At 73.6% G+C, this 14,502-nt stretch carries 7 protein-coding genes; 2 read left to right on the forward strand and 5 right to left on the reverse strand.

Annotated elements, in window-relative coordinates; all coding sequences use genetic code 11:
- Nucleotides 1-3 precede the first annotated feature (3 nt).
- Nucleotides 4-693 carry a cell division ATP-binding protein FtsE gene (ftsE, locus tag ACIOFR_RS20445; RefSeq protein ID WP_100889970.1) on the reverse strand — a complete coding sequence of 230 codons (690 nt, stop codon included), beginning with the start codon at nucleotides 691-693 and terminating at the stop codon, nucleotides 4-6.
- Nucleotides 694-1,078: 385 nt separating this feature from the next.
- On the opposite strand from ftsE, the gene ACIOFR_RS20450 reads away from it, so the two are divergent.
- Complete coding sequence (locus tag ACIOFR_RS20450) at nucleotides 1,079-1,273, forward strand: hypothetical protein (RefSeq protein WP_400999161.1); 195 nt, start codon at nucleotides 1,079-1,081, stop codon at nucleotides 1,271-1,273.
- Between the two features lie 86 nt (nucleotides 1,274-1,359).
- Here ACIOFR_RS20450 and prfB read toward each other — a convergent pair whose 3' ends face one another.
- From prfB to ACIOFR_RS20465, 3 genes are all read right to left on the reverse strand, one after another.
- A complete protein-coding gene (gene prfB / locus ACIOFR_RS20455; protein WP_400999163.1) occupies nucleotides 1,360-2,472 on the reverse strand; it encodes a peptide chain release factor 2 in 1,113 nt (370 codons plus the stop codon).
- 35 nt (nucleotides 2,473-2,507) lie between these two features.
- Nucleotides 2,508-3,794 carry a protein kinase gene (locus ACIOFR_RS20460; protein WP_400999165.1) on the reverse strand — a complete coding sequence of 429 codons (1,287 nt, stop codon included), beginning with the start codon at nucleotides 3,792-3,794 and terminating at the stop codon, nucleotides 2,508-2,510.
- Nucleotides 3,795-3,949: 155 nt separating this feature from the next.
- A complete protein-coding gene (locus ACIOFR_RS20465) occupies nucleotides 3,950-5,743 on the reverse strand; it encodes a protein kinase (RefSeq protein ID WP_400999167.1) in 1,794 nt (597 codons plus the stop codon).
- A gap of 343 nt (nucleotides 5,744-6,086) precedes the next feature.
- Between ACIOFR_RS20465 and ACIOFR_RS20470 the strand changes: the two genes are divergently transcribed.
- Entirely contained in the window at nucleotides 6,087-8,849 is a 2,763-nt protein-coding gene (locus ACIOFR_RS20470) for an FtsK/SpoIIIE domain-containing protein (RefSeq protein ID WP_400999169.1), read from the forward strand.
- Nucleotides 8,850-9,146: 297 nt separating this feature from the next.
- Here the strand turns inward: ACIOFR_RS20470 and ACIOFR_RS20475 are convergent, their stop codons facing one another.
- Nucleotides 9,147-14,087, reverse strand: a complete 4,941-nt coding sequence (locus ACIOFR_RS20475; RefSeq protein WP_400999171.1) for an NAD-glutamate dehydrogenase — start codon at nucleotides 14,085-14,087, stop codon at nucleotides 9,147-9,149.
- Nucleotides 14,088-14,502: the final 415 nt, after the last annotated feature.

Genomic DNA, 14,502 nt, shown 5'->3' on the forward strand with positions numbered 1-14,502 from the left:
GGTTCAGGACTGGTAGCCGTAGACGCCGCGGGCCTGGTCGCGGACCAGCAGCCCCTTGTCGAGCTCGATCACGCGCTTGCGCATCTGGTCGACGATGGCCTGGTCGTGGGTGGCCATCAGGACCGTGGTGCCCGTGCGGTTGATCCGGTCGAGCAGCTTCATGATGCCGACGGAGTTCTGCGGGTCGAGGTTTCCGGTCGGCTCGTCCGCGATCAGCAGCATCGGGCGGTTGACGAAGGCCCGGGCGATCGCCACGCGCTGCTGCTCACCGCCGGAGAGCTCACCGGGCATCCGGTCCTCCTTGCCGCCGAGGCCGACCAGGTCGAGCACCTCGGGCACCACCTTGGCGATGGCGCTCTTGGGCTTGCCGATCACCTCCAGGGCGAAGGCCACGTTCTGCGCCACCGTCTTGTTGGGGAGCAGGCGGAAGTCCTGGAAGACCGTGCCCAGCTGGCGGCGCATGTGCGGCACCTTCCAGTTGGACAGCTTGCCCAGGTCCTTGCCGAGCACGTGCACCGCGCCGACGCTGGGCCGTTCCTCGCGCAGGCACAGGCGCAGGAAGGTGGACTTGCCCGAGCCGGACGAGCCGACCAGGAAGACGAACTCGCCCTTCTCGATCTCCAGCGAGACGTTGTCCAGGGCCGGACGGTTCTGCTTGGGATAGGTCTTGGAGACGTTGTCGAATCTGATCACGGCTGCATCACGGGGGCCATCCTAGGTGGAAGGGCAGCCGGCCCGGCCGGGGCCCCCGTGACCCGATCGTTATGTCAGGGCCCGAAGGCTCGGCCCGCAGCGCCGTTCCTCGGTCAGTACTGGCTTGGGACCATACGCGACCCGGCCGGGCATGCGCAGGCCCGCATTCCGGAACGGCATAGGAATTGCCCTGCTCTGATCTCTTTTGCCCGGAAAACTGCGAGCGATCTCACAGCCCTCCCCACCCCGGGCAGCAGGGGCCGGACGGAGGGGAACCTGGCACAGTGGAGAGGGAGCGGTCCGGTGGGCCGCAGCCCCGCACAGGGCAATCGCGGAACCACAGCCCCGTCCGGTGCGTTGGCAGTAGCAGCAAGGAGGAGATCGCATGACGTGCGACCATCTGGTGTGCGCCAACTGCAACGGCCGCGTGAGTGACGGCCGCTGCCCGGTGTGCCGTGCCAACCGCGCCCGACTGCAGGACCAGCAGGGCCCGTTCGCGGCGCTGTCCCCGGCGGCGCTGCTCGCGTTGCTGGGCGCCCTGCTGGCGGTGGCCCTCATCGCCCGGCAGGCGCTGGCCTGATCACCCACGACGGCCCGAAGGGCCCCGGAGCACTCGCTCCGGGGCCCTTCGGCTTGCGTCCGTCCGCGCGACCGGACAGCACCTGGTCAGTCGTTCGAGGTCTCGCGCTGCTTGCGCCAGCGGATGCCCGCCTCGATGAAGCCGTCGATGTCGCCGTCCAGCACGGACTGCGGGTTGCCGACCTCGAACTCCGTCCGCAGGTCCTTGACCATCTGGTACGGGTGCAGCACGTAGGAGCGCATCTGGTTGCCCCAGGAGCTGCCCTCGCCCTTGAGCGAGTCCATCAGGGCCCGCTCCTCCTGGCGGCGCCGCTCCAGCAGCTTGGCCTGGAGGACGTTCATCGCCGAGGCCTTGTTCTGGATCTGCGAGCGCTCGTTCTGGCAGGAGACCACCACGCCGGTGGGCAGGTGGGTGATCCGGACCGCCGAGTCGGTGGTGTTGACGCCCTGGCCACCCGGGCCGGAGGCGCGGTAGACGTCGATCCGCAGCTCCGACTCGTCGATGTCGACGTGGTCGCTCTGCTCCACGACCGGCAGCACCTCGACGCCCGCGAACGAGGTCTGGCGGCGGCCCTGGTTGTCGAACGGGGAGATGCGGACCAGGCGGTGGGTGCCCTGCTCCACGGAGAGGGTGCCGTAGGCGTACGGCGACTTCACGGTGAAGGTCGCGGACTTGATGCCGGCCTCCTCCGCGTACGAGGTGTCGTAGACCTCGGTCGGGTAGCCGTGCCGCTCGGCCCAGCGCAGGTACATGCGCATCAGCTGCTCGGCGAAGTCGGCGGCGTCCACGCCACCGGCCTCGGCGCGGATGTTGACCAGGGCCTCACGGGCGTCGTACTCGCCGGACAGGAGGGTGCGGACCTCCAGCTCCTCGACGGCCTTCTGCACCGAGCCGAGCTCGGTGAGGGCCTCGGCGAGGGTGTCCGCGTCGTTCTCGTCGGCGGCCAGCTCGAACAGGACGGCGAGGTCGTCGACCCGGCCGCGCAGGTGCTGGACCTTGCGCAGTTCGCCCTGGAGGAAGGAGAGCCGGCTGGTCACCTTCTGGGCGTTCGCCAGGTCGTCCCACAGGTTCGGGGCGGCTGCCTCCTCCTCCAGGGTCGCGATGTCGGCCCGGATCTTGTCCAGGTCGAGGACGGCCTCGATCGACCCCATGGTCGACTCGAGGTTCTTGAGCTCTTCGGAAGGATCGACGGCTGCCACGCCCTCAAGCGTAATGGTTGGCGCGGGGCGCTCAACTACAGCGGGGGGTGCCAACCCCCGGTGAGCTCCGTCGGCGGGGTCCGCACGCCCTCCGTGGCGGCGTGCGCCGGCGGGTGCGCGGGCTCGGCGGCGAAGGCCGAGTACGCGGCCGCGGCGCCCGCCAGCAGCAGCACGACGGCCACCAGCACGGCCAGCATCCGGCGCCGCCGCAGCAGCGCCTGGCGGCCCTTGCGGTGGCCGCCGGCCGGGGCCGTACCGCGCTGGGCCCGGGACTCCGCCGCGTACGAGGCCAGCTCCTGCGGGCTCGGGCGGCGCAGGCTGGTGTGGGTGTCCCGGGTGGAGTCGGGCGACGGGGCCGGGACCAGCGGGACGGCCGGGCCGCGCCGGCGCCGGTGGGTGCCGGAGCCGGTGTCGGCCTCCGCGTACACGGCCTCGCCCGGCGTCGGCACCTCCTCGGCCGGTGGCCGGCCCTGCGAAGGGACGGTCAGCGGCGGCAGGCCGGCCAGCGCGGGCAGCTGCTCGCGCAGCCGCTCGGCCAGCTCGGCGGCGCGCAGCCGGGAGGCGGGCGCCTTGGCCAGGCACTCGGAGATGATCCGCCACAGGCCGTCCGGCATCCCCGGCACCGGCGGCACGTTCTCGGTGACGTGGCGGCGCAGCACGGCGCCGGTGTGGCCGCCGCCGAACGGGGTGGTGCCGGCCAGCAGCTCGTAGAGGACGGTGGCCAGGGCGTAGATGTCCACCGCGGCCCGGGGCTCCAGGCCCTCGATGATCTCGGGGGCGAGGTAGTCGGGGGTGCCGATGATCCGGGTCGCCCTGGTCCGGCGGGGGGCGTCCACGAGCCGGGCGATGCCGAAGTCGGTGAGCTTGGCGCGGGGCGCTCCGGCCGGGCCGGCCGGGGCCGCCAGGTCGAGCAGGACGTTCTCCGGTTTCACGTCGCGGTGCACGATGCCGGCCGCGTGGGCGGCGGCCAGCCCGTCGGCCACGTCGGCGATGACCGAGGCGGCGGCGGCCGGGGAGAGGACCCCCTCGCGCTCCAGCCGGGTGCGCAGGTCGGTGCCCTGGACCAGCTCCATCACCAGGGCGAGGTCGTCGCCGTCCACCACCATGTCGTGGACGCCGACCACCCGGGCGTGGTCGAGGCCGGTCAGGGCGGACCGCTCCTGGACGAAGCGGCCGACCAGCACCTGGTCGGACGCCAGGTCCTCCCGCAGCAGTTTGACGGCCACCGGGCCGTCCGGGCCCTCGCCGAGCCACACCGTCCCGGCGGAGCCGCGGCCGATCACCTGGTGGACGGTGTACCGGCTGCCGATCTTGCGTGCCAATGCTGCTCCGTGGGCTCGGTAGGTCGGTGCTCAGCGAACAACCTACGCGCCCCGGAGCCCTCGGGGGGCCGCTGAAGCCCCGCTGCCGCGCACCGGCGGGCGGGAAATATTTGTGAATTGTCGATATAGCGTCAAAGGCGCCCCCGGCGGGGGCGTCAGTTCTTCCCGAGCCTGCCGAACCAGTCCTGGGCACTGGCGAACCAGTTCTGGACGGTGTGCCAGTACTCCGGGAGCGGCGTGAAGTTCCACAGCGCGACGGCGGCCAGCGCGAGGATCAGCAGCACCATCAGGCAGCCCTTCAGGCAGCCCAGGCCCGGGATGTACATCCGGTTGCGGCTGCGGCGGCGCGGCTCGCGCTCGCGCGGCGGCTCGGGCTCGCGCTGCGGGGGCCGCTGCGGCTCCCGGTGCTGCGGCGGCTGCGGCTCGCGGCGCTGCGGCGCCGGCGGCTCCTGGCGGCGCTGGGGCGCGGCGGGCGGGGCCGGCGGCGGGTAGCCCTGGGGCTGGCCCTGCTGCGGGTACCCCTGGTAGCCCTGGGGCTGCTGCGACGGCTGCTGCGGCGGGCGGCCCGCCTGGTACGGCGGCGGGGCGACCGGCGGGCGCTGCGCGTAGCCGCCCGGCTGCTGGTACTGGCCCGGGCGCGGGGCCTGCGGCGGCCGGGCCGGGGTCTGGGGCTGCTGCGGGGCCTGGCCGCCGTACCCGCCGGGCCCGGCCTGGTACGGCCGGGGCGCGACCTGCGGGCGGCCGAGCTCCTCCGGGTCGAGGTAGCCCACCTCGGTCTGCTGGTTGCGGTCACGGGCCGCACGCAGCTGGGTCTGCCACGGGTGCGGGGCCTCGGGCGCCGCACCGACCGGCGCGGCGGGACCGTTCTGCGGGACCGGCGGCATCACCCGGGTGCGGTCCCCGGCCGGGGCCGGCGGCTGGCCCATCATCTGGGTCGCGGCGGCCGGGTCGAAGCCGTGGGACGGCAGCACCTGGGTCGGCTCGGAGGAGCCGTACGGCGAGGTGGGCACGGAGGCGGCCGCCTGCGCCGCGAACTGCGGGTCGGTCACCAGCAGGCCGCCGACCGCGAGCGCGGCGTCGACGGCGGCCGGCGAGGCGTGCACGCCGACGCCGGCGGCGACCACCCGCAGGGCGTGCGCCAGCGAGACCGCCGTCGGACGCTCGGCGGGGCTCTTGCGCAGGCAGCGCTCGATCACCGTCCAGAGCGGCTCGGGCACCGAGCGCGGGCGCTCCGGCTCCTGGGCGAGGTGCGCCTGGAGCACCGCCAGCGGGCCGTCGCCCTGGAACGGCGGGCGGCCGGTGACCAGCTCGTAGAGCATGATCCCGGCGCCGTACACGTCGACGGCCGAGGTCTGCGGGCGGCCCTCGGCGGACTCCGGGGCGACGTACGCGGGCGTGCCGACGAACTCGTGGGTCCGGGTGATGCCCGGGGAGTCGGCGAGCCGGGCGATGCCGAAGTCGGTGAGCATCGGGTGCATCTGCTCGACACCCTCGACGCGGACCGTGGCGAGCAGCACGTTGGCGGGCTTGAGGTCGCGGTGCACGATGCCGTCCGCGTGGCTGACCGCGAGGGCGTCGGCGACCTGCGCCATCAGCAGGGCGGCGGCGATCGGGCTGAGCGGGCCGTTGCCGCGCAGGTAGTGGAACAGGTCGGGGCCGTCGACCAGGTCCATCACCAGCGCCAGCAGCTCGCCCTCGACGACGAGGTCGCGGACCTGCACGATGTTGGGGTGGCTGAGCCGGAGCAGGGCGGAGCGTTCCCGCAGGAAGCGCATCACGATGTCCGGGTCGGCGGCCAGCTCCTCGCGGAGCACCTTGACCGCGACGGCCTGGCCCGGCTGCAGCCCGGGGACGGCGACGTCCTCCCGGACCCGGCCCCGCCACACGGTGCCGGTGGCCCCGCGCCCGAGGGTGTCCTCAAGCAGATACTTGCTGCCGACTGGCCGCACCTGTGCTCCCGTTGTCGTCACTCGCCCCGGGCTCGCGACGGGTTGCCTGACCCTGGTTTCGGCAACTCTAACGGTGTCCGTGCGGGTTTCCGAGTGGGTGACGGGTGTCCTGATCGGAGTCGTCGGCCGGTGTCCGGGGGCGGGTTTGACCTGACGCACCGTCGAGCCCACCATGGCGATCATCGCAAGATCGTCAAATCCGGTACCGTGCGCGGACTGTCAGTCCCGGGTGGCAGGATGACAGCACCACACTTGTGGCCCAACGCACCGTCCATCCGACCGGCACGCCCCACCACCGCGCCCACTCACCGCGTCAGCACGAGCAGAAGGGACCACGGGCGAGATGCAGATCCGGCTGACCGTCCTACGACCGCGCAGCGGCCCGGCAGGCGCCGGAGCCGCCACCGATGTGCTGGTCACGGCCCCGGCCGGGACCACGCTGGGCGCCCTCGCGGGCGCGCTGGCGGGCGCGGTGGGTGTCAGAGGACCGCGCTCCGCGACCCATGTGCACCTGTACGCCGGCGCACGCCGGATCGAGGAGCAGGCCCTGCTCGGCCACCCGCCCCTGGTCGACGGCACCGTGCTCTCGCTGAACGAACCCGACCCGGACGCCGAGGACGACACCCCGTCCCCCGCCGCCGAGCTGCGCGTGGTCGGCGGCCCCGACGCCGGTGGTGTGCACCGCCTGCACGGCGAGGAGATCCGGCTCGGCCGCTCCAGCGAGGCCGACGTCCCGCTGGACGACCCGGACGTCTCCCGGCTGCACCTCTCCCTGCACCTGGCCGCCGACGGCCGGGCCACCGTCCGCGACCTCGGCTCCACCAACGGCACCCGGCTGGACGGCCGCTTCCTGCGCGGGGAGTCCGCCGAGCTGGCCGAGGGCGGCCTCGTCCGGCTGGGCGAGTCGACCGTCCAGCTGGCCCGCCCGGGCCGGCCGGAGCAGGCCGGGCCGCCCCGCCCGCTGATCGCCGACGGCGAGGGCCACCTCGGCCTGGCGCCCCGGCCCCCGGCCCGGCCCGGCACCGGCGTCCCCGTCCCCCCGCCGGCCGCCGAGGCCCCCAGCCCCGGTGGCCGGGCCCGCGCCCTGCTCGCCCGCCGGCTGGGCCGCGCCGGCGCCGACGCCGACCGGGCCGACGCCGCCCAGCGGCACGCCGACGCCCGCGGCCGGCTCGCTGCCGCCCAGCGCGAGCGCTGGCCCGACCCGGCCACCCTGCTGCTCGCCGCCCTCGGCCCCGGCCCCCGGCTCTGGGAGCGCGCCCCCGGCCACCCCGACGAGCTCACCCTCCGGCTCGGCACCGCCGACCTCCCCCAGCCCCCGGCCGCCGGCGCCGGCGGGCCCGGCCCGCTGCTGCCGGCCATACCGGTCACGGTCGACCTGCAGACCGCCGGCAGCCTCGGGCTGGCCGGCCCCCGTCCCCGGGCGACCGGCCTGGCCCGCGCCCTGCTGGCGCAGCTGGCCGCCCTGCACCCGCCGACCGGGCTGAACCTGGTGGTGGTCGCCGCCGACGAGGAGGCCGCCGCCGAGTGGTCCTGGGTCCAGTGGCTGCCGCACCTGCGGCCGACCCACGGCCAGGCCTGCCGGCTGCTGGTCGGCGTCGGCCCCGAGCAGACCGAGGCCCGCCTCGCCGAGCTGGCCGCCGCCACCGCGGGCCCGCCCGCCACCGTCGTCCTGGTGGACGGCGACCCCGACACCCCGGCCGCCCGGGCCGCGCTGGAGCTGCTGCTGCGCCAGGGCCCCGCCGTCGGCGTGTTCCCGCTCTGCCTGGCCGAACGGGCCGAGCAGCTGCCGCCCGGGCTCGGCGCCACCGCGGTGGTCACCGGCGAGGTCGGCACCCTGCTCACCGTCGACCGGCCCTCCCCCGAGGGCCGCGAGGTGGTCGAGGACGTCGCCCTGGACGCCGTGTCGGCCGCCTGGGCGGACCGGCTGGCCAGGGTGCTCGCCCCGCTCCGGGAGGCCGCCCCGGTCGTCCGCGGGCCGCTGCCCGCCGCCCTGCGCCTGCTCGACCTGCTCGGGCTGGACAGCGTCACCCCCGCCAAGGTCTCCGCCCGCTGGTCCGAGCTGCCGCTGTCGGCCGGGGCCGCCGGCGCCCTGCTCGGCACCGCGCGCGGCGGCGAGCCCTGCACCGTCGACCTGGCCGACCCGGAGCTGGCGGCCGCCCCGGCCGGCGGACCGCACCTGCTGGTCGGCGGTGGTCCCGGCGCCGGGAAGACCGAGCTGCTGCGCGCCCTGATCGCCTCGCTGTCCGTGGCGGAGCGACCGGAGCGGCTGCGGCTGACGGTCATCGAGGGCCGCGCGCCGGCGGGCTCCGGCGAGGCCGCCGGTCTGGACGGCTGCACCGACCTGCCGCACGTGGTCGGCCACGTCAACGCCGCGGCCGACCCGCGCCGGGCCCTGCTGACCGCCGAGTCGCTGCTGGACGAGCTGGCGCACCGCGCGGAGCTGCTCGGCGAGCTGGGCTTCGCCGCCTGGCACGCCGCACGGCCGTTCGCCCGGACGCCGGCCCTGGTCACCAGCGGCGGCGCCACGCAGGCCGGCGGAGCCCGGGTGATCGAACCGCGCCGCGCCCCCGGCACCGCTCCGGCCCCCGAGAGCGGGCCCGCGCCCGCCCGGCTGGTCGTGGTGGTCGACGACTTCGAGGCCCTGCTCGCCCCGACCTCCCCCGCCGGAAGGCCGCTGGCCAGGGCGCTGGCGGAGGTCGCCCGGCGCGGCGGACGGCTCGGCGTGCACCTGGTGGCCGCCACCGGCGCACCCGAGCTCACCGCCGGGACGGACGTCGACGAGGCGGCGCTGCTGCGGATCGCCCTGCGCACCGACCAGCCCGCCGAGTCCGACCTGCTGATCCACCTGCCGGACGCGGCGGCGCTGCCCGAGGACACCCCGGGCCGCGGCTACCTGCGCCGGCCGGACGGCGGGGTGACGGCCTTCCAGACCGCGCGGGTCAGCGGCCGGATCCCTCGGACGGCGACCCTGCGGCCCACCGTGGTGGCGATCGACCCGGCGCAGCAGGGTGCCCCGCCGACCCGGCGGCCGGTCCGCGAGCTCGGCAACGGACCGACGGACCTGGCCCTGCTGGCCAGCGCCCTGCAACGGGCCGCCGCCTCGTAGCGCACCGGCGGCGGGCGTGCCCCGCCCCGTGGGGCCCGCCCGCCGCCGGCCTCACCGGGCGGGCGGCTGCTCGACCCGGTCCACCACGGCCGTCTCCACCGTCACGGCCGTGAAGAGCACCCGTGCCGGCCGGGGTAGGTCCGGCCGGTCGCGTCGACCACGTCCGGCACCAGCGTGACGCCGGGGACCGGGGCCGCGGCGCGGTGCCGGCGGGCGACGCGGAGGCTGTGACCTCCGTCCCCCGGGAACGCCGGAGGGCGGGACCGTGGTCACGGTCCCGCCCTCCGGTTCAGCGGCTCAGCGGCCGGTGCGCAGCAGGGTGCGGATCACCCGCATCGCGACGGACAGGCTGGACAGCTCGTAGTTGTCCGAACCCCTTATGTCGTCGAGGGTGGTCTTGGCCCGCGTCATCAGCGTGCTGTTGAGCTCGGCCCAGGCGGTGTAGCGCTCCTCCGGGGAGGAACCCTCGGGGCCGCAGGCCAGGATGTCCGCGCTGAGCGCGGCGTGCGCGGCGAACAGGTCCTCGCGGATGGCCGCGCGGGCCATCGAGGACCAGCGGTCGGTCCGCGGGAGCTCGATGATCCGGTCCAGCAGGTGGGTGATCTGCAGACGGTCGGCGAGGTCGTAGTAGAGCTCGGCCACCTCCATCACGTCCGCGTCCGAGCGGTCCGCCACGCCCACGATGTCGAGGGTCGGGAAGGCCGAGGAGAGCCCGGCCACCCGGGTGGCCAGGGCCTCGGGCACGCCCGCCTCGGACAGCTCCTGGTAGATCTTCTCGAACCAGGTCGCGTCCTCGCCGCGCAGCGGCTTGGGCAGGCTGTCCCAGACCTGGTTGACCCGGTCGTGGAAGAACTCGATGGTGCCGGCGATGTCGAGCGGCTGGCGGCGGTTGTTGAGCATCCACCGGGTGGCGCGCTCGACCAGGCGGCGGGAGTGCAGCCGCATCTTGGTCAGCATCTCGGCCGGGACCTGGTTGTCCAGGGCCTCGATCTGGTCCCAGATGTGCTCCAGGCCGAACACCGCGCGGGCCGCCGCGTGGGTGCGGGCGACCTCCTCCATCGTCGCGCCGGTCTCCTCGCGGAGCCGGAAGGCGAAGGTGCAGCCGCCGCGGTTGATCGTGTCGTTGACGATCAGGGTGGTGATGATCTCTCGGCGCAGCGGGTGGTTGTCGATCGCGTCGGCGAACTTGGCCCGCAGGGCGCTCGGGAAGTACTCGTGCAGCACGGTGCGGAAGTAGGGGTCGTCGGGCAGCTCGGTGGCGAGCAGCTCGTCGGCCAGCGTGATCTTCGTGTAGGCGAGCAGCACGGACAGCTCGGGCTGGGAGAGCCCGCGGCCGGCCTGCTGGCGGTCCCGGATCTGCTTCTCGGCGGGCAGGAACTCCAGGGCCCGGTCGAGCTGGCCGCCGGACTCCAGGCGGTTGATCATGCGGGCGTGCACGTTGACCATCGAGACGGCCTGGGCGACGGCGTTGGCCAGCACGACGTTCTGCGCGTAGTTGTTGCGCAGCACCAGGTGGCCGACCTCGTCGGTCATCTCGGCGAGCAGCGAGTTGCGCTGCTTGACCGTCATGTCGCCGTCGGCGACGACCTGGTTGAGCAGGATCTTGATGTTGACCTCGTGGTCCGAGGTGTCCACACCGGCGGAGTTGTCGATCGCGTCGGTGTTGATCCAGCCGCCGGTCGACTCGGGGCCGCCGACCGCCGCGTACTCGATCCGGCCGAGCTGCGTGCAGCCGAGGTTGCCGCCCTCGCCGACCACCCGGGCCCGGACCTGGTCGCCGCTGACCCGGATGGCGTCGTTGGCCTTGTCGCCGACCTCGGCATTGGTCTCGGTGAAGGCCTTGATGTAGGTGCCGATGCCGCCGTTCCAGAACAGGTCGACGGGCGCCTGGAGGATGGCCTTCATCAGGTCGGCCGGGGTGAGCTTGCCGGCCTCCAGGCCGAGCGCCTCGCGGACCTGCGGCGAGAGCTGGATGGCCTTGGCGGAGCGCGGGAAGACACCGCCGCCGGCCGAGATCAGCGACTTGTCGTAGTCGTCCCAGGAGCTGCGCGGCAGGTCGAACAGCCGGCGGCGCTCGGCGAAGGAGACCGCGGCGTCGGGGTTGGGGTCGAGGAAGATGTGCCGGTGGTCGAAGGCGGCGACCAGGCGGATGTGCTCGCTGAGCAGCATGCCGTTGCCGAACACGTCGCCCGACATGTCGCCGATGCCGACGACGGTGAAGTCCTCGGTCTGGGTGTCGTGGCCCAGCTCGCGGAAGTTGCGCTTGACGGACTCCCAGGCGCCGCGGGCGGTGATGCCCATGCCCTTGTGGTCGTAGCCGGCCGAGCCGCCGGAGGCGAACGCGTCGCCCAGCCAGAAGCCGTAGGACTCGGCGACGCCGTTGGCGATGTCCGAGAAGGTCGCGGTGCCCTTGTCGGCGGCGACCACCAGGTAGGTGTCGTCCTCGTCGTGGCGGACCACGTCGGCCGGGTGGACGACCTCGCCGGCCTTCAGGTTGTCGGTGATGTCGAGCAGCGCCGAGATGAAGGTCTTGTACGAGGCGATGCCCTCGGCCAGCCAGGCGTCGCGGTCGGCCGCCGGGTCCGGCAGCTGCTTGGCGACGAAGCCGCCCTTGGCGCCGACCGGGACGATCACGGTGTTCTTGACCATCTGGGCCTTGACCAGGCCGAGGATCTCGGTCCGGAAGTCCTCGCGCCGGTCGGACCAGCGCAGGCCGCCGCGGGCGACCTTGCCGAAGCGCAGGTGGACGCCCTCGACCCGGGGCGAGTAGACCCAGATCTCGAAGGCGGGGCGGGGGGCCGGCAGGTCCGGGATGGCCTTGGGGTCGAACTTCATCGACACGTAGCCGTGCCACTGGCCGTCGGCCGCGTGCTGGAAGAAGTTGGTCCGCAGGGTGGCGTTGATCAGGTGCAGGAAGGAGCGCAGGATGCGGTCCTCGTCCAGCGACACGACCTCGTCCAGGGCGCCGTTGAGCTCCTCGACGATGGCGTCGGTCAGCTCGTCCGCGCCCAGCCGGTGACTGGGGCTCAGGCGGGCCTCGAAGAGGTTGACCAGCAGCCGGGTGGTGTGGGTGTTGTTGCGGAGCGCGTCCTCCATGTAGTCCTGGGAGAAGGTGCTCCCGGCCTGGCGGAGGTACTTGGCGTAGGCGCGCAGCACGACGGCCTGGCGCCAGGTCAGCCCGGCGGTCAGGACGAGCTCGTTGAAGCCGTCGTTCTCGGCCTTGCCGGTCCAGGTGGCGGAGAAGGCCTCCTGGAAGCGCTCGCGCGCCTCGTCGGTGAGTTCGGTGGCCTCGCGCAGCCGCAGGCCGAAGTCGTAGACCCACGCGGTGGTGGAGTCCGAGCGGCGCAGCGCGTACGGGTGCTCGTCCAGCACCTCGACGCCCAGGCGCTGGAGCACCGGCAGGACCTCGGTGAGCGAGATCGGGCCGCCGACCCGGTAGATCTTGAAGCGGCGCTCCTCGTCGCCGGCGCCGACCGGCTGGTAGAGGTTCAGCCGGAAGTCGCCCTCGCCGTGCAGGGCCTCGATCTGCTTGAGGTCGGAGACGGCGGTGCGGGCGGTGAAGTCGGCGCGGTAGCCGTCGGGGAAGGCGTTGGCGTAGCGGTGGCCGAGTTCGGCGGCGCGCTCCTCGCCCAGCTCGGTGTGCAGCTGGTCGTGGAAGCTGTCCATCCAGAACCGGGCGGCGTCGGCCAGCTTGGCCTCGATCCGCTCGATCTCCGCGTCGCCGAGCTGGGGGAGCTCGGTGCCGGCGGCGACCCGGACCACGAAGTGCAGGCGGGTCAGCACCGACTCGGTGGCGTACACCGTGTAGTCGATGGTCTCGCCGTTGAGCTCCTCCTTGAGGATCTCCATCAGGCGCAGCCGGATCCGCGTGGTGTAGCGGTCGCGCGGCAGGTAGACGAAGGCGGAGAAGTAGCGGCCGTAGTCGTCGTGGCGCAGGAACAGCCGCAGCCGGCGGCGCTCCTGGAGGTAGAGCACGCTGGTGGCGATGGAGAGCAGCTCGTCGGCGGCGGTCTGGAAGATCTCGTCCCGGGGGAAGGTCTCCATGATCTGCAGCAGGTCGCGGCCGTCGTGGCTGTCGCCGGAGAACCCGGAGTCGGCCAGCACCTCCTGGACCTTGCGGCGGACCACCGGGATCCGGGTGACGGACTCGGTGTACGCGGCCGAGGAGAACAGGCCGAGGAAGCGGCGCTCGCCGATCACCTCGCCGTTGGCGTCGAACTTCTTGACGCCGACGTAGTCGAGGTAGGCGGGGCGGTGCACGGTGGCGCGGCTGTTGGCCTTGGTGAGGACCAGCAGCTTCTTCTCGTGGGCCTTGGCGCGGACCGGGGCGCTGAGCCGGCCGAAGGCCTCGGCGACCGGGTGGTGGTCGAGGTCGTGGCTGACCGGGTCGGAGCGCAGCACGCCGAGGCCGGTGCCGGGGACGGCCCGCAGGACCTCTTCGCCGCCGTGCTCGGCCAGGTCGTACTCGCGGTAGCCGAGGAAGGTGAAGTGGTCGTCGGCCAGCCAGCGCATCAGCTCCCAGGCCTCGCCGACCTCCTGCTCGGGCAGGTGGGCCGGGGGCTCCTCGGCCAGCTCGTCGGCCAGCCGGAGCGCGGAGTCGCGCATCTTGGTCCAGTCCTCGACGACCTCGCGGACGTCGCCGAGGATCCGGCGCAGGTTGGTCTCGATGGCACGGAGATCGTCGCGGTCGGTCTCGCGGTCGATCTCGATGTGCATCCAGGACTCGACCACCGCGTCGGCGGGCCACTCGGCGCCGGCGGCCTTGCTGCGCGAGCAGGCGTCGATGTCCAGGATCTCCAGCAGCTTGCCGGTGATGTCACGGCGGACGGCCAGCTGGGGGTGGATGACGACGTGGATGCCGCGGTCCTCGCGGGTCAGCTCGTTGGTGACCGAGTCGACCAGGAAGGACATGTCGTCGGTGACCACCTCGACCACGGTGTGGCCGCAGGACCAGCCGTTCTCCTCGACGGTCGGGGTGTAGACCCGGACCTCCGCGGTGCCCTGCGGGCGCTTGAGCCCGAGGCGGTAGTGGGAGGCCGCCGCGCCGTACACGTCGACCGGGTCGCGGTCGACCAGGTCCTCCGGCGCGGTGTGGAGGTAGTAGTGGTGCAGGTATGCGGCCAGAGCGCCGTTGCTCAGACCCTCCCCTGGCGCCGCTCCCCCCACCTGGCTGTTCTCAGCGGCTGCTGCTGCCTTGGTGAGCAGTTCGGCCTTGGCTGCGTCCAGCTTGGTCTGCATGACTGTTTGGCTCCTGTCGCGCGCCGTTGCGTGACTCGGTGGTGGCTGGGTGTACACCGCCGGGTCTGTCCGCAATCCTCCCGCACGATCCGGATGAAATCCCTGCATGGCACGCATGGAAGGGGCTTCATCTGGGTACGAAAGCACGTTTGGCCTGCATCGTCAGGACCCGGCGACGCCAGCCAGCCTAACCTGATGAAACGAAGGTGTCAGGGGACACGGAGGAGCAATCCTGCAGGGAGATCGATCCTTCCTGGACACCGTGTCCAATCGGCGCGATCGGACTGTCAGCGACTGCCGGATTGGCTCCCCCGTCCGCGGGTCAGGTGTTCAACGGGCCGTCGTCAGTTCTTCCAGGTGTCGTAGAAGAGTGGTGCGGAATTCGTGGCGGGACGGCCACCGGAACGCCCGGCGG

Origin of the sequence: Kitasatospora sp. NPDC088346 (assembly GCF_044740765.1) — a bacterium.
Classification (GTDB): domain Bacteria; phylum Actinomycetota; class Actinomycetes; order Streptomycetales; family Streptomycetaceae; genus Kitasatospora.

What these genes read in the sequence shown, in the direction of transcription:
- ACIOFR_RS20470 (WP_400999169.1), top strand. Translation starts at nt 6,087, where the DNA reads ATGCAGATCCGGCTGACCGTCCTACGACCGCGCAGCGGCCCGGCAGGC.
- ACIOFR_RS20475 (WP_400999171.1), bottom strand. Translation starts at nt 14,087, where the DNA reads ATGCAGACCAAGCTGGACGCAGCCAAGGCCGAACTGCTCACCAAGGCA.
- ACIOFR_RS20450 (WP_400999161.1), top strand. Translation starts at nt 1,079, where the DNA reads ATGACGTGCGACCATCTGGTGTGCGCCAACTGCAACGGCCGCGTGAGT.